The sequence below is a fragment of the Leucobacter luti genome (genome assembly GCF_050310065.1).
Lineage (GTDB): Bacteria > Actinomycetota > Actinomycetes > Actinomycetales > Microbacteriaceae > Leucobacter > Leucobacter luti_B.
Genome location: NZ_CP190007.1, coordinates 1,697,330 through 1,719,583 on the forward strand (window position 1 = coordinate 1,697,330; position 22,254 = coordinate 1,719,583).

General features: G+C 70.3%; 20 protein-coding genes and 1 tRNA gene. 13 read left to right on the forward strand and 8 right to left on the reverse strand.

The window, feature by feature from the left end; all coding sequences use genetic code 11:
- The first annotated feature begins 9 nt into the window (after positions 1 to 9).
- The 7 genes from mnmA (at position 10) to gatB (ending at position 9,113) form a co-directional block, all read left to right on the forward strand.
- A complete protein-coding gene (gene mnmA, locus ACOPJ3_RS07800) occupies positions 10 to 1,173 on the forward strand; it encodes a tRNA 2-thiouridine(34) synthase MnmA (RefSeq protein WP_427868631.1) in 1,164 nt (387 codons plus the stop codon).
- A 59-nt stretch (positions 1,174 to 1,232) separates the two neighbouring features.
- The gene (ligA, locus tag ACOPJ3_RS07805) at positions 1,233 to 3,620 is read left to right on the forward strand and encodes an NAD-dependent DNA ligase LigA (RefSeq protein WP_427868632.1); all 2,388 of its coding nucleotides are present in this window, start codon (positions 1,233 to 1,235) and stop codon (positions 3,618 to 3,620) included.
- A 159-nt stretch (positions 3,621 to 3,779) separates the two neighbouring features.
- Positions 3,780 to 4,850 carry a S41 family peptidase gene (locus ACOPJ3_RS07810; protein WP_427868633.1) on the forward strand — a complete coding sequence of 357 codons (1,071 nt, stop codon included), beginning with the start codon at positions 3,780 to 3,782 and terminating at the stop codon, positions 4,848 to 4,850.
- A gap of 210 nt (positions 4,851 to 5,060) precedes the next feature.
- Positions 5,061 to 5,702, forward strand: a complete 642-nt coding sequence (locus tag ACOPJ3_RS07815) for a DNA-3-methyladenine glycosylase I (RefSeq protein ID WP_427868634.1) — start codon at positions 5,061 to 5,063, stop codon at positions 5,700 to 5,702.
- Positions 5,703 to 5,743: 41 nt separating this feature from the next.
- Positions 5,744 to 6,079 (forward strand): Asp-tRNA(Asn)/Glu-tRNA(Gln) amidotransferase subunit GatC, encoded by a 336-nt coding sequence (gene gatC / locus ACOPJ3_RS07820; protein WP_427868635.1) that lies wholly within the window; start codon positions 5,744 to 5,746, stop codon positions 6,077 to 6,079.
- On the forward strand, positions 6,079 to 7,614 hold the full coding sequence (gatA, locus tag ACOPJ3_RS07825; protein ID WP_427868636.1) for an Asp-tRNA(Asn)/Glu-tRNA(Gln) amidotransferase subunit GatA: 1,536 nt from the start codon (positions 6,079 to 6,081) through the stop codon (positions 7,612 to 7,614). Before gatC ends, gatA begins: the two co-directional genes overlap by 1 nt.
- A complete protein-coding gene (gene gatB, locus ACOPJ3_RS07830; protein WP_427871187.1) occupies positions 7,614 to 9,113 on the forward strand; it encodes an Asp-tRNA(Asn)/Glu-tRNA(Gln) amidotransferase subunit GatB in 1,500 nt (499 codons plus the stop codon). Before gatA ends, gatB begins: the two co-directional genes overlap by 1 nt.
- A gap of 226 nt (positions 9,114 to 9,339) precedes the next feature.
- On the opposite strand, the gene ACOPJ3_RS07835 is transcribed toward gatB, so the two are convergent.
- Positions 9,340 to 11,121, reverse strand: a complete 1,782-nt coding sequence (locus ACOPJ3_RS07835; protein WP_427868637.1) for an FAD-dependent oxidoreductase — start codon at positions 11,119 to 11,121, stop codon at positions 9,340 to 9,342.
- A gap of 141 nt (positions 11,122 to 11,262) precedes the next feature.
- On the opposite strand from ACOPJ3_RS07835, the gene dinB reads away from it, so the two are divergent.
- Positions 11,263 to 12,480 carry a DNA polymerase IV gene (gene dinB / locus ACOPJ3_RS07840; protein WP_427868638.1) on the forward strand — a complete coding sequence of 406 codons (1,218 nt, stop codon included), beginning with the start codon at positions 11,263 to 11,265 and terminating at the stop codon, positions 12,478 to 12,480.
- Between the two features lie 13 nt (positions 12,481 to 12,493).
- Here the strand turns inward: dinB and ACOPJ3_RS07845 are convergent, their stop codons facing one another.
- Genes ACOPJ3_RS07845 through ACOPJ3_RS07855 form a run of 3 tightly spaced genes read right to left on the reverse strand, consistent with a single transcriptional unit; the run spans position 12,494 to position 13,727 of the window.
- Complete coding sequence (locus tag ACOPJ3_RS07845) at positions 12,494 to 13,090, reverse strand: DUF2017 family protein (RefSeq protein WP_427868639.1); 597 nt, start codon at positions 13,088 to 13,090, stop codon at positions 12,494 to 12,496.
- The gene (gene clpS, locus ACOPJ3_RS07850) at positions 13,087 to 13,377 is read right to left on the reverse strand and encodes an ATP-dependent Clp protease adapter ClpS (protein WP_427868640.1); all 291 of its coding nucleotides are present in this window, start codon (positions 13,375 to 13,377) and stop codon (positions 13,087 to 13,089) included. Before clpS ends, ACOPJ3_RS07845 begins: the two co-directional genes overlap by 4 nt.
- A 2-nt stretch (positions 13,378 to 13,379) precedes the next feature.
- Positions 13,380 to 13,727: a metallopeptidase family protein gene (locus ACOPJ3_RS07855; protein WP_427868641.1), complete on the reverse strand. Its 348-nt coding sequence runs from the start codon at positions 13,725 to 13,727 to the stop codon at positions 13,380 to 13,382.
- A 164-nt stretch (positions 13,728 to 13,891) separates the two neighbouring features.
- Here ACOPJ3_RS07855 and ACOPJ3_RS07860 point away from each other — a divergent pair.
- Positions 13,892 to 13,967, forward strand: a tRNA-His gene (locus ACOPJ3_RS07860).
- A 71-nt stretch (positions 13,968 to 14,038) separates the two neighbouring features.
- Here ACOPJ3_RS07860 and ACOPJ3_RS07865 read toward each other — a convergent pair.
- The gene (locus ACOPJ3_RS07865) at positions 14,039 to 14,449 is read right to left on the reverse strand and encodes a DUF6157 family protein (protein WP_427868642.1); all 411 of its coding nucleotides are present in this window, start codon (positions 14,447 to 14,449) and stop codon (positions 14,039 to 14,041) included.
- Positions 14,450 to 14,513: 64 nt separating this feature from the next.
- On the opposite strand from ACOPJ3_RS07865, the gene ACOPJ3_RS07870 reads away from it, so the two are divergent.
- The 3 genes from ACOPJ3_RS07870 to ACOPJ3_RS07880 all read left to right on the forward strand — a co-directional run bounded on the left by ACOPJ3_RS07870 (position 14,514) and on the right by ACOPJ3_RS07880 (position 17,572).
- Complete coding sequence (locus ACOPJ3_RS07870; protein ID WP_427868643.1) at positions 14,514 to 14,939, forward strand: DUF1801 domain-containing protein; 426 nt, start codon at positions 14,514 to 14,516, stop codon at positions 14,937 to 14,939.
- A 78-nt stretch (positions 14,940 to 15,017) separates the two neighbouring features.
- Positions 15,018 to 15,950: an ABC transporter ATP-binding protein gene (locus ACOPJ3_RS07875; RefSeq protein ID WP_427868644.1), complete on the forward strand. Its 933-nt coding sequence runs from the start codon at positions 15,018 to 15,020 to the stop codon at positions 15,948 to 15,950.
- The gene (locus ACOPJ3_RS07880) at positions 15,947 to 17,572 is read left to right on the forward strand and encodes an ABC transporter permease (RefSeq protein ID WP_427868645.1); all 1,626 of its coding nucleotides are present in this window, start codon (positions 15,947 to 15,949) and stop codon (positions 17,570 to 17,572) included. The genes ACOPJ3_RS07875 and ACOPJ3_RS07880 overlap by 4 nt, the downstream gene beginning before the upstream one ends.
- Positions 17,573 to 17,583: 11 nt before the next feature.
- Here ACOPJ3_RS07880 and orn read toward each other — a convergent pair whose 3' ends face one another.
- Entirely contained in the window at positions 17,584 to 18,267 is a 684-nt protein-coding gene (gene orn / locus ACOPJ3_RS07885) for an oligoribonuclease (RefSeq protein WP_427868646.1), read from the reverse strand.
- A gap of 116 nt (positions 18,268 to 18,383) precedes the next feature.
- Between orn and def the strand changes: the two genes are divergently transcribed.
- Positions 18,384 to 18,947 carry a peptide deformylase gene (gene def, locus ACOPJ3_RS07890; RefSeq protein ID WP_427868647.1) on the forward strand — a complete coding sequence of 188 codons (564 nt, stop codon included), beginning with the start codon at positions 18,384 to 18,386 and terminating at the stop codon, positions 18,945 to 18,947.
- A 41-nt stretch (positions 18,948 to 18,988) separates the two neighbouring features.
- On the opposite strand, the gene ACOPJ3_RS07895 is transcribed toward def, so the two are convergent.
- The gene (locus ACOPJ3_RS07895; RefSeq protein ID WP_427868648.1) at positions 18,989 to 20,242 is read right to left on the reverse strand and encodes an MFS transporter; all 1,254 of its coding nucleotides are present in this window, start codon (positions 20,240 to 20,242) and stop codon (positions 18,989 to 18,991) included.
- 50 nt (positions 20,243 to 20,292) lie between these two features.
- Complete coding sequence (locus tag ACOPJ3_RS07900) at positions 20,293 to 21,948, reverse strand: helix-turn-helix domain-containing protein (RefSeq protein ID WP_427868649.1); 1,656 nt, start codon at positions 21,946 to 21,948, stop codon at positions 20,293 to 20,295.
- Between the last annotated feature and the right edge of the window lie 306 nt (positions 21,949 to 22,254).

Consider the following 22,254-nt stretch of genomic DNA (forward strand, 5'->3'; position numbering starts at 1 on the left):
ATGGGGCGGATGAGAATCCTTGCGGCGATGAGCGGCGGCGTCGACTCGGCGGTCGCCGCGGCGCGCGCGGTCGAGGCCGGGCACGACGTCGTCGGCGTGCACCTCGCGCTCAGCCGGATGCCGGGGACGCTCCGCACAGGCTCCCGCGGCTGCTGCACGATCGAGGACGCCATGGACGCGCGCCGGGCCGCGAATCTGCTCGGGATCCCGTTCTACGTCTGGGACCTGAGCGAGCGGTTCAAGGAGGACGTCGTCGACGACTTCATCGCCGAGTACGCGGCCGGCCGCACGCCGAACCCGTGCATGCGCTGCAACGAGAAGATCAAGTTCGCGGCGCTGCTCGACAAGGCGATCGCCCTCGGCTTCGATGCCGTGGCCACGGGCCACTACGCGACGCTCACGGACGGGCCGGGCGGCCGGGAGCTGCACCGCGCGAGCGCGTGGGCGAAGGATCAGTCCTACGTGCTCGGGGTGCTCACGGAGCACCAGCTCGCGCACTGCTACTTCCCGCTCGGGGACACCCCCTCGAAGGACCTGATCCGGGCGGAGGCCGCGGATCGCGGCATCCAGGTCGCGCAGAAGCCGGACAGCCATGACATCTGCTTCATCCCCGATGGGGATACACGCGGCTGGCTCTCGGGCCACGTCGACCGCACGCCGGGGGAGATCCTCGACGAGGAGGGCGAGGTCGTGGGCGTGCACGACGGCGCTCACGGCTACACCGTGGGCCAGCGCCGCGGGCTGCAGCTCGGCAGGCCTGCCGCCGACGGCAAGCCCCGCTACGTGCTCTCGATCCGGCCGGTCTCGAACCAGGTCGTCGTCGGCCCGAAGGAGCGGCTCGCCATCTCCCGGATCGCGGGCGGGCGCTTCAGCTGGGCGGGGGAGCCCGGCTTTGACCTCGCGGAACCCTTCGACTGCGAGGTACAGATCCGGGCCCACGCCGACCCCGTGCCGGCGCGCGCGAGCCTCGTGGAGATCCGCGAGGAGGAGCGCACCGAGCTCCACCGCGAGGGCGCGACGCACGAGGTCGTCGTCGACATCGACCTCGAGATCGCGGAGCCGCTGCTCGGGGTTGCGCCCGGTCAGACCGCCGTTCTCTATGTCGGCACGCGCGTGCTCGGCCAGTTCACGATCGACCGCGCCGTGCCCGTCGCGGAGGGCGTGACCGGCTGACACACGCGGGTCGATCCCGATCCGGGATCAATGTCGGTGGCACTCCATAGACTGGTTGTGTGAACACGAACAGCTCGGAGATCCCCGCAGATTTCGATGAGGCGCGCGCCGAGGCGGAGCGGCTCGCCGCCGAGATCGAACGGCTGCGCCTCGCCTACTACTCGGAGGGCACGAGCCTCGTCTCGGACGCGCAGTACGACGAGATGTTCCACAGGCTCGAGGCGATTGAGCGGGAGTTTCCCGAGCTCGCGGGGCAGGACAGCCCCACGCGCGAGGTCGGCGCCGCGGTCGTCTCGGCCGGGTTCCCCGAGCACGAGCACGCGGAGCGGATGCTGAGCCTCGACAACGTCTTCTCGATCGAGGAGTTCCGCGAGTGGGCCGAGAAGGCCGAGCGCGCGGCCGGCCGCAGGGTCCAGTGGCTCACGGAGCTGAAGATCGACGGCCTCGCGATCAGCCTCGCCTACCGAGACGGCGTGCTCGAGACGGCGACCACGCGAGGCGACGGCCGGGTCGGCGAGGACATCACGGAGAACGTCGAGCTCATCCCCGTGATCCCGCGCGTGCTCTCGGGTGAGGGTATCCCCGAGTTCTTCGAGGCGCGGGGCGAGGTCTTCCTCACGGGCGAGAACTTCGAGGCGCTGAACGAGCGCCAGCACGCGCTGCAGGCGGAATTCGTCGCCGAGCAGCTCGCCCGCGGCAAGGCGGAGGACCAGATCCCGGTCCGGTATCCGGAATTCGCGAACGCGCGCAACGCGGCCGCGGGCAGCCTGCGGCAGCGCACCGAGAACAAGACCGAGGCGGAGCTCGCGCTCATGCGCGACCGGCTCGCGAGGCTCTCGCTCTACGTACACGGCATCGGCGCGTGGGAGCACCCGGACTTCGCGAACCAGTCCGACGCGTACCGCCTGCTCGGCTCCTGGGGGCTGCCCGTCTCGCCGCACTCGCGGGTGCTCGAGCGCGTCGAGGAGGTCGTCGACTTCATCGAGGAGCAGGGCGAGCACCGGCACGACGTCGAGCACGAGATCGACGGGATCGTCGTGAAGATCGACGAGCTGGAGCTGCACGCCGAGCTCGGCGAGACGAGCCGCGCGCCACGCTGGGCGATCGCCTACAAGTACCCGCCCGAGGAGGTGCACACCCGGCTCATCGACATCAGGGTCGGGGTGGGGCGCACCGGCCGGGCCACGCCGTACGCCGTGATGGAACCCGTCAAGGTCGCGGGCTCCACCGTGCGCCAGGCGACGCTGCACAACCAGCAGGTCGTGAAGGCGAAGGGCGTGCTGATCGGGGACATGGTCGTGCTCCGGAAGGCCGGCGACGTGATCCCGGAGGTGCTGGGCGCGGTCGTCGAGCTGCGCGACGGCACCGAGGTCGAGTGGTTCATGCCGACGGAGTGCCCCGAGTGCGGCACCGAGCTTCGCGCCATGAAGGAGGGCGACATCGACCTCCGGTGCCCGAACGCGCGGGCGTGCCCTGCGCAGGTGCGCGGGCGCGTCGAGCACATCGGCTCGCGCGGCGCGCTCGACGTCGAGGTGCTCGGCGAGATCACGGCGGCAGCGCTCACGCAGCCCGAGGTCCCCTCGGCCCCGCCGCTCGAGACCGAGGCGGGCCTCTTCGACCTCACGCTCGAGGAGCTCGTCCCGATCGAGGTCATCGTGCGAGACGCGGAGACGGGCGAGGAGCGCGTCGACCCGGAGACGGGCGAGTTCGTGCGGCGCACGCCGTTCCAGAAGGTCGAGCTCACGTACCCGCCCGGCTGGGAGGACGCGACGCCGGCCGAGCGGCGCGCGGCGAAGGTGAAGAAGGATCACCGGGTGGTGAGGCCCTCGAAGGACGCCGAGACGTTCCTCGCAGAGCTCGAGAAGGCGAAGACGAAGCCGCTCTGGCGCCTGCTCGTGTCGCTCAACATCCGGCACGTCGGGCCGGTCGCGGCGCGCGCCCTCGCCGACTGGTTCGGCTCGCTCGACGCGATCCGCGCGGCCTCGGTCGAGGAGCTCGCCCAGGTCGACGGCGTCGGCGGGATCATCGCCGAGTCGCTCGTCGACTGGTTCGGCGTCGATTGGCACCTCGACATCGTCGAGCGGTGGACCGCGGCGGGCGTGCAGTGGGCGACGCCAGGCCACCCGGGCCCCGGTGCCGCGGTCGCGGAGGGCGGCGTGCTCGCGGGGCTCACGGTCGTCGCGACCGGCTCGCTGGACGGCTTCACCCGCGACGGCGCGAAGGAGGCCATCATCCAGGCTGGTGGCAAGGCCGCCTCGAGCGTGTCGAAGAAGACCGACTACGTCGCTGCGGGCCCAGGCGCCGGCTCGAAGCTCGCGAAGGCGGAGGAACTCGGGATCCCGGTGCTCGACGCTGCGCAGTTCGCCGTGCTCGTGAGCGAGGGGCCCGGGGCGCTCGGGCTCGGTCTTGCTGGCGCGGGCGCGGAGGTCGACGGGGCTTCCTCCTAACGCCGAGGGGTAGAGGCTGCCGGTTCTGAGCATTGCGTAGAGGACATCGCAGCGGCGCCATGCGAGGGCGATTGCTATCGTGCTGCATGAGTCGACAATGATGCGACCGCTGTCCGGTCGCTGGTCCTGACCTTCGCACGAGCTGGAAGGGGTGGCGCGATGGACGCGAAGAGCACGCGAACCTATGAGGGCCGCACCGTGGTCCGTTCTGCTGCTTCGCTGATGCCGCCGGTGCCTGCGCCCGGGGTGGTGGCTGCGCGCCGCTCGCGTGGGTTCTCAGCGACGCTTGCGGTTCTCGGCCTGTGCGCGGTGCTCGGATGCAGCGCGCAGCCACACGCTGAGGTCTCAGACTTCGTTGACGAGGCGTTGGCTGGGCTCGAACAGGGCTACTATGCGAACACTCCAGAATGGGAGGCTGCGGTTGAGCGGGAGAAGCCCGCATTGCAGGCGGCACAGAGCGTCGAGGCGGCCTATCCGATCCTGGTGAGGCTCACGAAGGTCGCTGGCGGTGATCACAGCTTCTTCTCGAACCCTGAGGAAATCGCGGGATGGACGAAACGCTACCCAGGCGGCGCAGTGCCCGTGCCCACAGTCGCTTATGACGGCGAGCTTGCGGTGCTCGCCATACCAGCCTTTTCTTCAACCCACCAGGAAGAAGTCCGGCACTTCTTGCATGCATCAGAGCAGGTGTTCTCTGACGATGTCGCGGAGTCTGCCTGTGGGTGGGTGATCGATCTCAGAGCAACCACCGGCGGGGATATGCGGACGATGCTCGTGTCAATGAGCCCGCTCCTGGATGAAGGCACCGTCATGACGTTCCGCGATCGTGACGGAACGAAGACCCACGTGGTCAACGAGAACCGAAGCATCACCTGGAACGGAGATCGTTGGGGCGAACTCGCGGAGCCGACGCCCGGGTTTTCCGGCAAACCGATTGCGCTCGTACAGTCTTCTGCCACTGCGAGCGCGGGTGAGGCGTTGATCCTCGCGTTCCGCGGCCAAGATGGGGTCGAGACCTTTGGCGAAGTGACAAGCGGCTACACCACGGCCAACAAAGGCGTTTATCTCTCCGACGGCTCAACGATCACGCTCTCGTTCGCGCTGATGGGCGACCGCAGCGAGTCATTCCCCGAGGGCCCGTTGGAGCCTGATCAGGCCGTCACTGGATCCTACGACGCTCCGCTTCAGGCAGCAAAGGAGTGGGCCTCGCAGCAGTGCGCTACCCCGTGATTGCTGGATAAGCCCCATGCGGGCCGGTCGCGCGGGCTCGGCTGGGGGCGCCCAGCTTGTTCGCGTCAGCGTGGCTGTGGAAAAGCACGTGGCTGCGAGAACTATCCACAGATCGCGCCCCGAGCCGCTCCTGCCACCCTCGGGCGCGTAGCCTGAGATTCAGGCCGGACGAACACTCGCCGCCGATGACTCACCCAGCGAAGGAGCAACATGGACGAGGCGCCCCCTCCCACACGGTCGAACTGGGCGGAACAGGACCCGCTGCTCACGGCGTACTACGACGAGGAGTGGGGCATGCCCGTGACCGACGACGCCGGGGTGTTCGAGCGGCTGAGCCTCGAGGCGTTTCAGTCGGGGTTGTCCTGGCTCACGATCCTGCGCAAGCGCGAGGCCTTCCGTGAGGCTTTCGCCGGTTTCGATCCGGAGCGGGTCGCGGCCTTCGGGGAGGCCGAGATCGAGGCGCTGCTCGCCAACGCGGGGATCATCCGCAACCGCAGGAAAATCGAGTCGACGATCGGCAACGCCCGAGCGACGCTCGCGCTCGCGGCGGCAGGGGATTCGCTCGCGCGCGTCGTGTGGTCGTTCATGCCCGAGCGCTCGCCGGCGCCCCGGCACGACGGCGAGGTGCCGGCGAGCTCGGCCGAGTCCAAGGCGCTCGCGAAGGAGCTGAAGCGCCGCGGCTTCTCGTTCGTCGGGCCGACGACGGCGTACGCGCTCATGACCGCGATCGGGATCGTCGACGTCCACCTCGTCAGCAGCCACAGGAGGGGCTGCTCAGGGCTCTGGAACGCCGACGGAACGCGGAGCGGCGACGCCCCGTTCTCGAAGCAAGGGGCGCTCCTCGCTCGCTAGGATAGGAGGGTTCCCGAACGCCCACGTCACGATGGAGCAGCATGTCTGACACCCCTGCGGCCGAGCCGGCCGCGGCGAGCGGTGAGATCACGGCGGAGACCGTGCAGCATCTCGCCGGACTCGCCCGGATCGCACTGACCGACGCCGAGATCGATTCGCTCTCGCACGAGCTCGACTCGATCCTCACGAACATTGCCAAGGTGAGCGAGGTGGCCGGACCGGAGGTTCCCGCGACGAGCCACCCCATCCCGATCAACAACGTGACGCGCCGCGACGAGGTCGCCGACGTGCTCACCCGCGAGGAGGCCCTGCGCAACGCGCCGGAGACCACCGATGGCATGTTCCGCGTCTCGTCGATCCTGGGGGAGGAGCAGTAGTGAGCGACATCATCCGACTGACCGCGGCGGAGCTCTCCGCGAAGCTCGCGAGCGGCGAAGTTTCGGCCGTCGACGCCGCGACCGCCCACCTCGACCGGATCGACGCCGTCGATGGCGGGCTCCACGCCTTCCTCGCGACCGACCGCGAGACCTCGATCGCGCAGGCGCGCGCGATCGACGAGCGCCGCGCGGCCGGGGAGCAGCTCGGCGAGCTCGCCGGCGTCCCGCTCGCGATCAAGGACGTGCTCGTCACGACCGACATGCCCGCGACCTCGGGTTCCCGGATCCTCGAGGGCTACCGCTCGCCCTACGACGCAACCGCGGTCGCGAAGGCGCGCGCTGCCGGGCTCGTCAACATCGGCAAGACGAACATGGACGAGTTCGCGATGGGCTCCTCGACCGAGAACTCGGCCTACGGCCCCACGAGCAACCAGTGGGACGCGGGGCGCGTGCCCGGCGGCTCGGGCGGCGGCTCCGCGGTGGCGGTCGGCGCCTTCGAGGCCCCGCTCGCGCTCGGCTCGGACACGGGCGGCTCGATCCGGCAGCCCGCCGCACTCACCGGCACGGTCGGCGCGAAGCCGACGTACGGCGGCGTGAGCCGCTACGGCGCGATCGCGCTCGCCTCCTCGCTCGACCAGATCGGGCCGTGCGCGCGCACAGTGCTCGACACGGCGCTGCTCCACGACGTCATCGCCGGGCACGATCGCCACGACTCGACCTCGCTCGACTTCGCCTGGCCCTCGATGGCCGCCGCCGCCCGCGGTGGCGCCGATCCGGCCTCCCTCAAGGGCCTGCGCGTCGGCGTCGTGAAGCAGCTGATGATCGACGGGGTGCAGCCCGGTGTGCGCGCTCGCTTCGAGGAGTCGCTCGCGCTGCTCGCCGCACAGGGCGCCGAGATCGTCGAGATCGACGCACCGCACTTCGAGTACGCGGTCGCCGCCTACTACCTCATCCTCCCCGCCGAGGCCTCGAGCAACCTCGCGAAGTACGACTCCGTGCGCTTCGGCCTGCGCGTCACGCCCGACGGCGGCGGCACGGTCGAGAGCGTCATGAGCGAGACCCGCGCCGCCGGCTTCGGCGCAGAGGTGAAGCGACGGATCATCCTCGGCACCTACGCGCTCTCGGCCGGCTACTACGACGCCTACTACGGCAGCGCCCAGAAGGTGCGCACCCTGATCCAGCGCGACTTTGCGGCCGCGTTCGAGCAGGTCGACGTGATCGCCTCGCCCACCGCGCCCACCACGGCGTGGAAGCTCGGCGAGCACTCGGGTGACCCGATGCAGGACTACCTGAACGACGCCACGACGATCCCCGCGAACCTCGCCGGGATCCCGGGCCTCAGCCTGCCCATCGGCACCGCGAGCGAGGACGGCCTGCCGGTCGGCCTGCAGCTCATGGCGCCGGCGTTCGAGGACGCGCGCCTCTACCGCGCGGGTGCCGCGATCGAGAACCTCATCTCGGAGCGCGACGGCTCGCCCTTCTGGGCCCAGGCCCCGTCCCTTGCAGGCACCGCGACCGGAAAGGCGGCCGAGTGATCGCGAAGACGAAGCTCATGGACTTCGAGAAGGCGCTCGAGCTGTTCGAGCCCGTGATCGGGCTCGAGGTGCACGTCGAGCTCAACACTGCGACGAAGATGTTCTCGTCGGCGCCGAACGTGTTCGGCTCCGACCCGAACACGAACCTGACGCCCGTGTGCCTCGGCCTGCCCGGCGCGCTTCCCGTCGTGAACGAGAAGGCCGTGCGGTCGTCGATCAGCCTCGGGCTCGCGCTCGGCTGCGAGATCGCCGAGGTCTCCGGCTTCGCGCGGAAGAACTACTTCTACCCGGACATGGCGAAGAACTACCAGATCTCGCAGTACGACGATCCGATCGCCTTCGACGGCTCCGTCGAGATCGAGATCGCCTCGGGCCGCGTCGTGCACGTGCCGATCGAGCGCGCCCACATGGAGGAGGACGCGGGCAAGCTGAACCACGTCGGCGGCTCCACGGGCCGCATCCAGGGCGCGGAGTACTCGCTCGTCGACTACAACCGCGCCGGCGTCCCGCTCGTCGAGATCGTGACCCGCCCCGTCTTCGGCGGCGAGGCCGACACCCCCGAGATCGCGGCGGCCTACGTCTCCACGATCCGGGACATTGTCATCGCGCTCGGCATCTCCGACGCGCGCATGGAGCGCGGCAACCTCCGCTGCGACGCGAACGTGTCGCTGCGGCCCCGCGGCGCGGAGAAGCTCGGGATCCGGACCGAGACGAAGAACGTGAACTCGCTGCGCTCGATCGAGCGCGCCGTGCGCTTCGAGATCCAGCGCCAGGCGCAGATACTGGCAGATGGCGGCTCCATCACACAGGAGACCCGCCACTGGCACGAGGACACGGGCGAGACGTCGCCGGGTCGCCCGAAGAGCGACGCGGACGACTACCGTTACTTCCCCGAGCCCGACCTCGCGCCGCTCACGCCGTCGCGCGAGCTCGTGGAGGAGCTGCGGGCCGAGCTGCCCGAGCACCCGACGCTGCGCCGCCGCCGGCTGCGCGCCGACTGGGGCTTCACGGCGCTCGAGTTCCAGGACGTCGTGAACTCCGGCCTGCTCGACACCGTCGAGGCGACAGTCGCCGCAGGCGTCCCCGCCCAGACCGCCCGCAAGTGGTGGACCGGCGAGATCGCCCGCATCGCAAACGAGCAGGGCGCCTCCGCCCCCGAGCTCATCACCCCCGAGCAGCTCGCTTCGGTCGTGGCGCTCGTCGACGAGGGCACCCTCAACGACAAGCTCGCGCGCCAGGTGATCCAGGGCATCATCGCGGGAGAAGGCACGGCCGCGGAGATCGTCGAGGCCCGCGGCCTCGCGATCGTCTCCGACGACGGCGCCCTCATCGCCGCGGTCGACGCAGCGCTCGCGGAGCAGCCCGACGTGCTCGAGAAGATCCGCGACGGCAAGGTCCAGGCGGCCGGCGCCATCATCGGCGCCGTCATGAAGGCGATGCGCGGCCAGGCCGACGCCGCCCGCGTGCGCGAGCTCGTGCTGGAGCGCGCCCAGGCGTAGCTCTCCGTCCCCGCGCAGCGATCCGCGCCGCCGCCCTCGGGTGACGGCGCGGGTCGCTGCGTTTGAGGTGGGTTGGAGCGGCGCTGCGGCGCTGCGCCGGTACGGCAGGCCCTGCGCTCGTTCCGCGTTCTGCGCTCGTTCCTACGATTTGGCGCGAAAGCTTGTGAGCGACTGCAGTTTGCGGAGCGAGCGCCGGTGCGCGCCTCGCCCGCCCCACCCCGAACCCCTAGGCGAGCGGCGCGATCCCGCCCCGACCGAGCTCCACGCGGTGCGCGTCGCGCAGGATCCGGCGCGCGCGCTCGATCTCGGCCTCGGTGCGCTTGCCGTCCCAGCCGAGTGCCTCGGCGACCGCCCCGGCGACCTCGGCGAGCGACTCCTCGGAGAGCCCTCCGACGAACGCGATCGACGTGCGGCGGAGCAGCAGGTCGTCGAGGTGCACCGCGTCCTCGGTGGCGGCGAGGTGCGCGAGCTCCTCGGCGTAGTAGCCGGGCACGTGCTCGAGTTCGCGTGGCGCGGCCGGCAGGGCGGCGAGCACGTCCGTCGCCCGCGTCCCGTACCGCTCCAGCATTTGCTCCACGAGCGCGGGATCGTGTCCGCTGCCGTTGCGCGCGATCCAGATCCGGCGCGAGGCCGGGTCTCTGGGGAAGCCGGCGCCGCCGCCGATTGCGGTCGCGCGGGTGCTCGCGGTGCGGCGCACGCCCAGGATCCCGAGCGTCTCGTCGGCGAGGTGCTCGGCGAGGGCGCGGAACGTCGTCCACTTGCCCCCGACGAGGCTGAGCGAGCGCACGCCCTTGAGCCAGCCGTGCTCGATCCGGTAGTCACGGGAGACGAAGCCGGGCGCGGTGTCGTCGTGGCGGGGGAGCGGCCGGATCCCCGAGAAGGAGTAGACGATCTGCGACCGGTCGACCTGCACACTCGGAAATACGTGTGGGATCAGGTCGAAGAAGTAGTCGATCTCGTCGTCCGTGCAGACCGACGGGTCGCTCGGGTCAGCGTCGATGTCGGTCGTGCCGACCATGACGCGGCCCTTCAGGGGGTAGATGAGCACGATCCGGCCGTCCGAGTGCTCGAAGAACATCTCGCGCCCGCCCGTCGCGTCGAGGAGCTCGGGATTGTCGAGGACGATGTGCGAGCCCTTCGTGCCGCCCATGAAGCGCGTCGGCTTGCCGAGCGCCGCGTTCGTGAGGTCCGTCCACGGCCCGCTCGCGTTCACCACGACCTGCGCCTTGAACGGGAACTCTTCGCCCGTCGTCTCGTCGGTGAGGAGTACCTCGCCGTCGCTGAAGCCCGTGGCGGCGACGTAGTTCGCCGCGCGCGCGGTCGCATCGGAATCGCGCCGCCCGGAGCGCACGGCGCCGGCGGCGAGCCCGTCCGAGAGCACGTCGAGCGCGAGCCGCTCGGGATCGTGCATCGACGCGTCGAAGTAGGTCGCCGTGTACTTGATCTGGGGATTCAATCGCGGCAGTTCGCGCAGCGAGCGATCACGGCCGTGGAATCGGTGCCGCGGCACTCGGCCGCCGCCGCGCGAGAACGTGTCGTAGATCACGAGCCCGACCTTGATGAGGAGGGCGCCGCGCTCGCGCGGCTTCCCGCGGCCGTGGGTCACGAGCAGCCGGAACGGCGCCGTGAGAATGCCCGAGAACGTTGAGAAGATCGGGATCGTCGTGCGCAGCGGCGCGACGTAGTGCGGGGCGTTTCGGATCAGGCGGTTCCGCTCCTGCACTGCCTCTTTCACGAGCCTGAACTCGCCGTTCTCGAGATACCGGATCCCGCCGTGCACCATGTGGCTCGACGCGGACGACGCGCCGGACACGAAGTCCCCGCGCTCCACGAGTGCGACGTCGACGCCCTGGAGCGCGAGCTCCCGGAACGTCGCGATGCCGTTGATGCCGCCGCCGATCACGAGCACATCGGCGCTCGGCCGCTCCCGGAGTCGGGCGACCGACCCCCTGCCGCTCGTCTGCCCCTCGGCTGTGTGTGCCGTTGTACCTGCCGTCTTGCTGGCCATTCGCCCCTCGCCTCTCTGTCGGCGTCAAGCTGTGCTGCTTCCCTCCACGGTACAAGATCAGGCTCCGAGCGGGATCAATTCGCGGCGCCGTCCGTGAATGTCAGCGCCGTGAATGTCAGTGGTCTGTGGTGCAATGGGTGCATGCCGGAAACGCAGAGGGAGGTCGCGTCGATCCTGCACGTCGACATGGACTCCTTCTTCGTCTCGGTCGAACTGCTCGATCGGCCGGATCTCGTGGGCAAGCCCGTGGCCGCGGCGCACGACACGGGGCGCTCGGTCGTTTCGAGCGCGAGCTACGAGGCGCGCAGATTCGGGGTGCGCTCCGCGATGCCGGTTGGCAGGGCCAAGCAGCTGTGCCCGCAGTTAATACTGATCCCGCCGACGTTCGAGAAGTACAGGCGAGCGTCGAAGCAGGTCATGGCGATCTTCGAAGAGTTTACGCCGCTCGTCGAGCCGTTGAGCATCGACGAGGCGTTTCTCGACGTCGAGGGCTCGCTGCGGCTGTTCGGCAGCCCCGTCGAGATCGCGCGCGCCCTCCGCGAGCGGATCCGGAAGCGCACGGGACTGCCCGCCTCGGTCGGCCTCGCCGGCACCAAGTTCGTGGCGAAGCTCGCGTCGCAGCGGGCGAAGCCTGACGGGATTCTCGAGATCCCGCCGGAGCGGGCGCTCGAGTTCCTGCACACGCTGCCGATCGAGGCGATGTGGGGCGTCGGCAAGGCGACCGCGACCGCGCTCAAGGCGCGGGCGATCCACTCGGTACAGGATCTCGCTCGCGAGCCGCTGCCCTCGCTGATCAGGATCGTGGGCGACGCGAGCGCGCGAAAGCTGCACGAGCTCGCGAACGGGCGTGACGCACGCGGCGTGGAGACGACGCGGGTGGAGAAGAGCATCGGGCACGAGGAGACGTTCGCGCACGACGTCGGGGATCCGGCGCTGCTCGAGCGGGAGCTCCTGCGGCTCGCGACGCGCACGGGGGAGCGGCTGCGCGCCGCTGACCTCGAGGCGCGCACGATCGCGATCAAGGTGCGCTGGAGCAGCTTCGAGACGATCACGCGCTCGCGCACCCTCGGCGAGGCGACGAACGCGAGCAACCGCATCTACCGCACCGCGAAGGAGCTCTTCGAAAGCCTCGGCGCGGCAGGCCGCCCCGTCCGGCTCATCGGCGTGCGCGCGGAGCAGCTGCTCCCCGCCGGCACGGATCCCGCGGCGCTGTGGAGCGACGACGACGGTTGGCGCGCCGTCGACGAGGCGGTCGACCGGGTGCGCGGGCGCTTCGGCGCGGTCGGAGTGAAGCCCGCGAGCCTGCTCGTGGAGCGCGAGAACGTCGTCGACCCGCGGTCGCTCCAGCCGCCGGCCTAATCGTCCCGCAGGGTCACGAGGGGGAGGGGGCGCCGCCCGCGTCGCCAGTGTCTTCCGGCCCCACCATGATCGCGAGAATCGACTCCAGGATCGCGGCAAGCCAGTCGAACACGAGCACGGTGCCGCGGGTCTCGTCGTCGGCGAGCAGCCGGTCGTGGTCCTCCGCCTCGTCGAGCCCGATCCGGGCGGCGATCGCGAGCCTGAGCGACGTGAGCGTGCGCACCCAGGCGCCCAGCATGGGCGGCGTGATGAGCACCTCGACGACCTTGACCTCTTCGGGCATCCCGTCGATGCCCACCGCGCTCGTTACCTCGAGGGCGTCCTGCAGCTTGCGGTTGAGCAGCCCCTGCTCGGTGACGCGGCGGAACTTCGACGCATCGTCACGGTCGGAGAACGCGTCAGGGAAGAGCCGGGCGAGCGCGGGATCCTCGGGCGGCTCGTCGGTGCCGCCGACCTCGAGGCTCGCAAACAGTGGGTCAGGATCGAGCGACGTGCCGCTGTGGCTCTGCAGCAGCTGGATCAACTGGGTGATCAGCTGGTCCAGCATCCCCGCCTCGTCGCGCTCGAGCAGGAGCGCGAGGCTGCCTCCCTCGGTCGGCTTGAGCCTCATCCCTCGTCCGCCTTCTGCACCGTCGCCCACAGCCCGAAGCCGTGGAGCGCCTCGACGTGCATCTCCATCGCCTCGAGCCCGCCCTCCGCGACGACCGCGCTCCCGCGGTGGTGCACCTTGAGCATGAGCGAGTCGGCGCGCTCCTTGTCGAACCCGAAGTAGCTGCGGAACACGTACGAGACATACGACATCAGGTTCACGGGGTCATCCCAGACCACGGTCTGCCAGGGCCGCTCGGGGGCGATCCCGGTCTGTTCGTGACTGCGCGCTGACGTCTCGGTCGCCATCATCAACCCCACCCGAGCTCGTGGATGCGTTCCTCCGAGATCCCGTAGAAGTGGGCGATCTCGTGGATGAGTGAGATCCGGATCTCCGCCGCGAGTTCCTCCACGGTTTCGCAGATCGCGAGGAGATTCTCGCGGAAGAGGATGATCCGGTCGGGCTCCTCGCCGTAACCGTAGACGCCCCGTTCGGCGAGGGAAAACCCCTCGTAGACGGCGAGCAAATCGCCGCCGTCCTGGGGTCGATCCTCGACGAGGAAGATGACGTTGTCGAGCTTCTCCATCATGTCGTCGGAAAGCGAATCGAGGCCGTCCGCGACCATCGACTCGAACTCCTCGTGCGACATCTCGAGCATGCTTTCACCCTACACAGTGCCGGCCGGAAAAGCGTGGGATCCTGTGTGCTCCCCACACTCCGCGTGCGCGGATCGCGCGGGCTGCGGCCGGTTGGCAACTTCCGCCGATTATGGGCTATGATCGTAGGGTTGCCTCGCACGCCACGGCGCGCAGGGACAGCATGGTGGCTATAGCTCAGTCGGTAGAGCACCGGCTTGTGGTGCCGGTGGTCGCGGGTTCAAGTCCCGTTAGCCACCCCAATCCGAAGAGGCCCCGATCCGTCGGGGCCTCTTCGCATTTCTAGGCCGGGTGCCACAGAATGAAAGGCCAGCTACTTCCTGCTCGATCGCATCGCGTCGAGCTGCTTCAGCTCCGGATCCGCCGCGAGCCGCTCGTACTCGGCGGTGCCGCGCGCGACGAGCGCGATCCGGCCCTCCGCGTCGTGGTGCACGCCCCAGCCGTAGCGCTTGGGGAGCGGGCTCGCCCGCAGGCAGGCCTGCGACTTCGCAAAGAATGCCGAGCGGGCCGCGTCGCGATCCGCGTCGGGCACGGCGTTGCGGAGCGCGTGCACGGTGAACAGCAGATCGTCGGAGGTCAGCTCGTGCGGGCGTTCGGAGGCGAGCTCGAACTGCAGCCGCGCGACCGACGGGCCGCCCGCGCGCTCCGGGGGGATCTCGCCCGTTGCCGCCGGGCAATCCGGCGCGACGCGGATGAAGGTGTTCGCGTAGTTTGTGCTGGTCATGCCAATATTCAACGGCTTGTCGCAGGGGAGTGCAAGGGGCGCCCCGAGGGGGCAGAATGGGCGCATGGCCAGCGAACCCAAGACCAAGCCGACCGACGCGAGTGTGCAGGACTTCCTCGAGGCGGCGACGCCCGCCAAGCGGCGGGAGGACGGGCTCGCGCTCGCCACCATTTTTGCAGAGGTGACCGGGGCGGATCCTGTCATGTGGGGGCCGACGATGGTCGGTTACGGGAGCTACCGCTACGTCTCCCCGTCGGATCCGAAGCGCCGTGGCGACTGGCCGAAGACGGGGTTCTCCCCGCGCAAGGCGCAGCTTTCGATCTACGGCATCAAGGACCTGCCTGAGGGGGCCGCGCTCCTCCCCGAACTCGGCAAGTTCACCGAGGGCGCCGGCTGCGTGTACGTGCGCAAGCTCGAGGAAATCGACCTCGGCGTGCTGCGCCGCTTGATCGCGATCGCCTGGTCGCGCGAGGACGACCCTGCCGCCTGACATCGGATCCTGAAACTCCGCTATGAGCTGCGGAAAAGTTGCGGCGTCACGACTCGGCTACGGGCGTAGCATGACGGCATGAGCGAAAATTTCGCAGTGCTGGCCGAGGGGCTGGAGAAGCGCTTCGGCAGAGTGCGGGCGCTTGACGGCCTCGATCTCAGCGTGCGCTTCGGCGAGGTGCACGGCTTCCTCGGGCCAAACGGTGCGGGCAAGTCGACGACGATCCGGATCCTGTTGGGCCTCGCGCGGCGCAGCGGCGGCACCGCCACGGTCTTTGGTCTGGACCCGTGGGAGGACGCCGTGGAGATCCATCGCCGGATCGCCTCGGTGCCTGGCGACGTCAGCATCTGGCCGAACCTCACGGGTGGCGAAGCCATCGACCTGATCGCGCGACTGCGCGGAGTGACGCATCGTGACCAGCAGTACCTCGCCGAGCGGGAGCGGCTCTGCTCGGCCTTCCTCCTCGACCCGCGCAAGAAAGGCCGCTCGTATTCGAAGGGCAACCGGCAGAAGGTTGCGCTGGTAGCGGCGCTCGCGGTCCCCGCGGAGCTGTATGTCTTCGATGAGCCGACGAGTGGGCTCGACCCGCTCATGGAAAGCGTGTTCCGCGAGGAGGTCGTGAGGCTGCGGGAGCGGGGCGCCGCGGTGCTGCTCTCGAGCCATATCCTCTCCGAGGTTGAGCAGTTGTGTGACCGGATCAGCATCATCAAGGACGGCCGCACGGTCGAGTCGGGCACGCTCGCCGAGCTCGGCCACTTCAGGATGACGGAGGTGTCGTTCAGTGGCTCAGGGGAGTCGCTGCGCGGCCTCGACGGCGTCTCCGACTACGCCGAGAGCGCGGGCCGCACGAGTCTCACCCTGCCCGCCGACCGGGTTGCGCTGCTCCTGCCCGAGATCGCACGCATCGGGGCGCGGGACCTCAGGGTCGCACCGCCGACACTCGAGTCGTTGTTCCTCCACCACTACGGGAAGGATCCGGCGACTGTCGCAGGAAAGCACGGCGGGTCATGAGCGGGAGGCGGGGCACGATCGGGGTCCTCGTCGCGCATCAGCTCAGGCGGGACCGGATCCAGGCGCCGATCTGGGTGGCGGCCACCGCGATCCTTGCCTGGTCGGCGGTCATCGGCGTCGAGCAGAGCTACGGCTCAGATGCGCAGCGCGCAGCGCTCCTGCAGACGGTCGCCGTGAACCCCGTGATCCTCCTGTTCAGGGGGCTGCCGTCGGGCGCCGAGTCGGCGGCGTTCGCGCTCTTCCTGATCCTGCCGTGGCTCACGATGCTGGCGGCGCTCGCAGGCCTCCTCCTCGCGGTGCGGCACACGCGCGCGGAGGAGGAGTCGGGCCGGGGGCTTCTCATCGGCGCGGCCCCCGTCGGTCGTCTGTCCGAGGTGACGGCGACGCTGATCGCAGGGTGCATCGTTCAGGCGGCCGTCGGGCTCGCGGTCGCCGGGGTGTTTATGGTCTGCGGCCTCCCGCCGCGAGGCTCGTGGGTCGCGGGCGCCGCGACGTCTGGGGTCGGGATCGTGTTCCTCGCGGTCGGGCTCTGCTCGGCGCAGCTCGCCCGCTCGGCGCGCGGGGCCCGTTCGATCGCGGTCTGGCTCATGCTCATCACGTTCGTGATCTCGGGGATCGGCAACGCGCTCGGCGTGCCGAGCAAAGACCTCACACGGATCGAGAGCAGCGGACTCGTCTGGGCGAGCCCGTTCGGCTGGGCGGAGCAGACCCGACCGTTCGATGCCGACGCCAGCGGCCCGCTGCTGCTCTGCCTACTGGTGTCTACGGTGCTTGTGGCTCTCGCGCTCGCCCTCAGGCAGGCGCGGGATCAGGACGAGGGCATGCTTCCCCAGCTGCCGGGCCGATCCCACGCGCCAGCGAGCCTCAGCTCGATGCCCGGGCTCGCCTGGCGGCTCTCACGAGGTTCGCTCCTCGGGTGGATGATCGGGGGGTTCCTGACCGGGCTACTCTCCACCGGCATGGGCGCCGCGGTGCGGGCCGCCGGAAACGAGATCCCCGCGGTGCAGGAGCTGCTGCGCTCGCTCGTCGGCCGCGCCGACGTCGAGGCGGGAATGGTCGTGATCTTCTACGTGGTCGTCGGCGTGCTCGCCGCGTGCTGGGCCGTGCAGAGCATGTGCCGCGCGCGGCAGGAAGAGGTGCACGGCACTCGCGAGCTCGTCGCCGCACCGCCGCTCGACCGCGTCGCGTGGCTCGGCGCGTTCGCGGTGAACGCGGCAGCGGGGGTCGTGCTCGTCTGCGCGGCCGCGCTGCTCGGATCCGTGGCAGGAGCGCTCTCCGCCGACGCGACGCGGCTGATCCCGGACGCCGCCGTGGCAGCGCTCGGGCAGATTCTCGCCGCGCTCGTGTTCATTGGGGTGACCGGCATCGTGTTCGTGCTGATCCCGCGCGCGACGATACCGCTCAGCTGGTCTCTCGTCCTCGTGGCACTCGGGGCCGGGCTGTTCGCGCCGCTATTCAGGGCGCCCGACTGGGTCTCCCGCCTCTCGCCGTTCGCGGTTGCGCCGATCGCTGATGGCGGCGGCATCGACGCTCGCGGCGCATGGTGGCTGCTGGCGGCCGCCGTGCTCTCAGCGGGCCTCGCGCTGGGGTTCATGCGCAGGCGCGAGCTCGCGAGCGACTGACGCGACTCGTGCTACGCCCGCTCCGCCCGCTCCTCGGCGGCGTGTGAATCCGAGTCGGGTGCCTCCGGCCCGTCGATGAGCGAGGCGAAGCGCTCCGAGGCCGTCGTCGCGAGCTCCGCAGCGGCCTTCTTATCCGGGCCCGGCTGCGGGATCATGACCGCGGCCTGGAAGTACGAGAGCTCCTGGATCGACTCGGCGATGTCGGCGAGGGCGCGGTGTCCGCCGCGCTTCTCGGGGGAGCCGAAGTAGGCGGCCGGGTACCAGCGGCGGCTGAGCTCCTTGATCGTGGAGACGTCGATGCTGCGGTAGTGCAGGCGCTCGTCGAGTTTCGGCAGGTACTTCGAGATGAAGCGGCGATCCATGCCGATCGTGTTGCCCGCGACGAGCGGCCGCCGGCCCGCCGTGACGAATCGCTTGAGGTAGGCGAGCACCTGCTCCTCGGCCTCCTCGAGCGACACGCCCGCCTCGATGCGGGGGAGGAGGCCCGAGGTCTCGTGCATACCGCGCACGAAGTCGTTCATGTTCGCGAGCGCCTCGGCGCCGGGGTTGATGACGATCTCGAAGCCGGGGTCCAGCGGGGTGAGGTCGAAGTCCGTAACGATGACGGCGATCTCGCACAGGCCGTCCCGGTCGACGTCGAGCCCGGTCATCTCGCAATCGATCCAGACGATCTGATCTGCGGGTGCGTTCGACACGGTGATTCCTCGATTCCTTCGACTCGCGGGGATCCTGCCGCCCGCGAATGCTCAGTCTACCGTCGCGCCACCAGGCCGAACTCGGGAGGGCCGCCGCTGACCCTAAACTGGTCTCCATGGCTGTTCTTCCCATCACGATCTCCGGCGAGCCCGTTCTGCACCGCCCCGCGGCCCCCGTGACCGAGTTCGATGCGGAGCTCCGCACGCTCGTCGACGACATGTTCGAGACCACCGTCGAGGCGCCCGGCGTGGGCCTCGCGGCGCCGCAGGTCGGCGTCGGCAAGCGCCTGTTCGTGTGGATGTACGAGGACCAGGACGAGGCGGCCCCCCAGGGGGTCGCGATCAACCCCGAGCTCTGGATCGCGCCGCTCGAGCCCGGCCTCCCGGGCGAGGAAGAGGTCGAGGGCTGCCTCTCGTTCCCGGGCGAGCGCTTCGCGCTCCGCCGCTCCTCCCGCGCCCTGCTGCGCGCGCAGGACATCGACGGCAAGCCGTTCGAGATCACGGCGAGCGGCTGGTTCGCCCGGATCCTGCAGCACGAGTACGACCACCTCGAGGGGCTCCTCTACGTGGACCGCCTCGTGCACCCGGAGAACCGCGGCGCGCAGAAGGCGGAGCGGCGCAACGGCTGGGGGAAGCCCGGCCTGAGCTGGCTGCCCGGCCGCGACGACCTCGAGGGCTGAGCGCGGGTCCGGATCCGGATCCGGAATCCGCGCCGCGCCGGCTACGCCGCGCTGCCCGGTTCCGGATCGCCCGATGCCGGGTCGCCCGGTGCCGGATCGCCCGCGCGCGCGAGCTGCCGGGAGTCGGGCAGCACCGCCCAGGCGACGCACGCGAAGAGGAGCAGCGCGGCGGTGACGCCGAAGGCCCACCCGAATCCCGCGAGGTCGACGAGCGCGCCGGCGATGAGCGGGCCGAGCACGCCGCCGAGGTCCGAGGTCATGGAGTAGGCGGCGACCACGTTGCCGCCGCGGCGCTGGGCGAGAACGTCCGCGAGGACGGCCTGTTGGCCCGGGTTGACGAGAGCCGAACCGGCCCCCGCGACCAACATGGCGACGGCGGCGACCCACACGTTGGGTGAGGCCGGCATCGCGGCGTAGCTCGCGGCGAGCACGGCGAGGCCGACGACGAGCATGGGTTTCCGGCCCATCGTGTCGTTCCAGCGGCCCGAGGGCAGGATCAGGACCGCGTTGCCCGCTGCGTAGGCTGCGAGCACCCAGGCCGCCGTGGCCGCGTCGCCGCCGAAGCTGACCGCCACGAGGATCGGGATGACCGACACCCGCACGCCGAACGATGACCAGCCGAACGCGAAGACGGAGAGCAGGAGCGAGCGGTACTGGGAGACGCGGAGGGCCTCGCCGAGCGGCATCGCGGGGAGGGGGAGGACACCCGGCTCGGCGCGCCGCGCCGCCGCCGAGGTGCGCAGCGCGACGGCGACGACGGTCGCGGCGGCGACGAGGGTGAAGAAGTAGAACACGAAGGGGGCGCGCAGCCCGAAGCCCGCGACGATGCCGCCGAACACGGGCCCGAGCAGCCCTCCGAGCAGGAAGCCGGCCGAGTTCAGGCTCGCGACGCGGCCGCGGGCGTCGGGCGGGCTCACCTTGATGAGGAGAGCCGTCGCCGCGACCGTGAACATCGCGGAGCCGACGCCTCCGATCCCGCGCAGGAGCAGGAACTGCGTGTAGTTCCCGGCGATGGCGGCCGCCCCCGTCGACAGCGCGACGATGAGGATGCCCGTCGTGTAGGTCGCGCGCTCTCCGAAGCGGCCGACCGCCCAGCCCGCGAGCGGCGCGGAAACGAGGCGCATGAGCGCGAAGGCGCTCACGATCGCCGACGCGGCGAAGCTCGTCACCCCGAACTCGAGGGCGAACTGCGGGATGGCGGGCGCGACCACGCCGTAGCCGAGCGCCACCGTGAAGCCGCCGGCGACGAGCGCCCACACCTCGAACGGGAGGCGGGATCGGGAGCTTCGTGACACCGATCCAGCCTAGTGCAGGGGCGGAGGCTGCGGTTGGCGCGGGCCCACGGTCACCGATCGGCCTCCGGCGAACCCTCCGAGGCGGGCGCGATGAGCCCCATCCGAGCCGCGACGGCGATCGCTTCGGAGCGCGTGGCGACGCCGAGCTTCTTGAAGAGGGAGCGCTGATGGGTCTTCACGGTGTTCTCCGAGACGTAGAGCGCGTTGGCAATGAGTTTGCGGGACGAGCCGGTGGTCAGGTGCACGAGCACCTCGCGCTCCCGCTTCGTCAGCTTGGGAGGAATGTCTGGTCCCGTGCCGGGGAGGGCGCCGAAACCCCCTCCCCGAGAAACCTCCGCGCGCGCAGTGCTCAGAAACTCCTGGATCGCGGGAGGGAAACCGGCGATCTCCGCCTCCGAGAGGCCGCCCCAATCCTGGTCTGCGCGCGTCGCCTCCCGTCGCGCCTGCGCAAACTCGCCGAGCTGGATCAGGCTCGCCGCGAGTGCCGCGGCGCGTGCCACGTCGAGCCTGCGGAAGTTCAGCGTGTCCGCGCGCAACCGCGACAGCTCGCGGAGGGCTTCGCGGGGTTGCCCGGCCGCCACCGAGAGCTGCGCCGAGGTGAGGCGCGTCAGTACGAGCTCGGGGTCGGCCCGCTCCAGGTGCGTTCGGGCGACGGCCATCTCTCCCGAGGCCAGCATGAGGCGCGCCATCGTGAGCGGCATCGCGCTCCCCGCGATCCCCTCCGGCTGCTCGGCGACGGTTCGTGCGGCCGTCTTCACGGCGAGACGCACTGCCATCTCGTGGAATCGTCCCGCGCGACTGTAGACGTTGAAGAGTGCTGCGGCGTGAAACGGCCACATGGCGCCGAGGTGGTGTGCCGGGATCCGGTTAAGCCAGTCGAGCGACTCCTCTGCTGGCCCGAGAAGTGCCTCGACGGTCGCGGTGATCGCATCGATGAAGCTCTCGGCCCAGCTCTCCGTCCGCGGGATCTGCCGAGCAATGTCCAGGTGGCTCGCCGCCTGCTCGACATCGCCATACAGCGCATGCAGGAGCGCCGCCTTCGCGCGGGCATCCCGGAGCAGGTAGGGGTGCGCGCTGAGGGGCGTGCCGAAGACCCGATGGAAGGTGACGAGCGCCCCCGTGAAGTCTCCCGCCAGCATCTGAGCGTTGCCCTGCTCGAGGGCGGCGAAGGCGGCGACCCCGCCCGTGAGATCGAAGGCGGCCGTGAGCGCGGGGAAGCGGTGGTGGAGCGCGGTGAGGCGCGCGGCTGCGTCACGGGGGTGCCCGAGCAGCCGCCTCCGGATCGCCGAGAGGAGTTCGGGCCAGACGAGTTCGGGAGCGAAGCCGTCGGCGTCAGCGCCTCGCTCGGCCCCGGCCGGCGACTCCGGCCGTTCGAGCGCGGAGTGGGGGGAGCGCGGGGGATCAGCGCTCGGAGGCTGCGCGAGGGGCTCACCCGGCACCGCGCGGAGCAAGGGGTCCCGCCCGTTCACAAAAGCGCGCAACGCGCTCGTCACGGTGGCCGGTCCCTGGGCGCTCGGCCCCACCCCGTCGAGAATCACCCGAAGGCTCGCCGGAACACAGCCGTACCAGGTGGCCAGCGGGTTGGCCTCGACGAAGGCTCTGATCCCCTCGGCGTCGTTCGCCCGGCGCAGCCGGGGGAGGGTTTCTGCGGCGCGCTCAGCAGGCCAGCTTCTCCCCTCAATGTGAGGATCGCCGATCCGACGCACGCTGTCCCCTTCCCACCCTTGCCCCCTTCCGGCTCGTGTGGCCCCATCTTCACCATAGCTGGCGGGCGGGAAGGGACGCGTCCGCGGAAACGGTGAACCTCGGTTTGGCCCCCGTCGGCTTCACCCCAGCCGAACTATTCCTCACCCTGCGGAGGAGAAAGGGATGATATGCGCGAGAAACCGAGGGGCGGCTGAACGCGCTGTGGGAGTGTGAACCGTAGCCGCACCGGTCGGCACGGCGGCCCCCGCTGAGCTCCTGAAGCACAGCCTGAGGGCACGGAGCACGGGCAATGGGCTCGGGCGATG

Bases quoted from the DNA above. Each gene is read 5' to 3' on its own strand.
- dinB (WP_427868638.1), top strand. From the start codon at position 11,263: ATGCCGGAAACGCAGAGGGAGGTCGCGTCGATCCTGCACGTCGACATG.
- gatC (WP_427868635.1), top strand. From the start codon at position 5,744: ATGTCTGACACCCCTGCGGCCGAGCCGGCCGCGGCGAGCGGTGAGATC.
- ACOPJ3_RS07865 (WP_427868642.1), bottom strand. From the start codon at position 14,449: ATGACCAGCACAAACTACGCGAACACCTTCATCCGCGTCGCGCCGGAT.
- ACOPJ3_RS07835 (WP_427868637.1), bottom strand. From the start codon at position 11,121: ATGGCCAGCAAGACGGCAGGTACAACGGCACACACAGCCGAGGGGCAG.
- mnmA (WP_427868631.1), top strand. From the start codon at position 10: ATGAGAATCCTTGCGGCGATGAGCGGCGGCGTCGACTCGGCGGTCGCC.
- ACOPJ3_RS07810 (WP_427868633.1), top strand. From the start codon at position 3,780: ATGGACGCGAAGAGCACGCGAACCTATGAGGGCCGCACCGTGGTCCGT.
- ACOPJ3_RS07870 (WP_427868643.1), top strand. From the start codon at position 14,514: ATGGCCAGCGAACCCAAGACCAAGCCGACCGACGCGAGTGTGCAGGAC.
- ACOPJ3_RS07855 (WP_427868641.1), bottom strand. From the start codon at position 13,727: ATGCTCGAGATGTCGCACGAGGAGTTCGAGTCGATGGTCGCGGACGGC.
- ACOPJ3_RS07815 (WP_427868634.1), top strand. From the start codon at position 5,061: ATGGACGAGGCGCCCCCTCCCACACGGTCGAACTGGGCGGAACAGGAC.
- ACOPJ3_RS07880 (WP_427868645.1), top strand. From the start codon at position 15,947: ATGAGCGGGAGGCGGGGCACGATCGGGGTCCTCGTCGCGCATCAGCTC.
- clpS (WP_427868640.1), bottom strand. From the start codon at position 13,377: ATGGCGACCGAGACGTCAGCGCGCAGTCACGAACAGACCGGGATCGCC.
- def (WP_427868647.1), top strand. From the start codon at position 18,384: ATGGCTGTTCTTCCCATCACGATCTCCGGCGAGCCCGTTCTGCACCGC.
- ACOPJ3_RS07875 (WP_427868644.1), top strand. From the start codon at position 15,018: ATGAGCGAAAATTTCGCAGTGCTGGCCGAGGGGCTGGAGAAGCGCTTC.
- ACOPJ3_RS07845 (WP_427868639.1), bottom strand. From the start codon at position 13,090: ATGAGGCTCAAGCCGACCGAGGGAGGCAGCCTCGCGCTCCTGCTCGAG.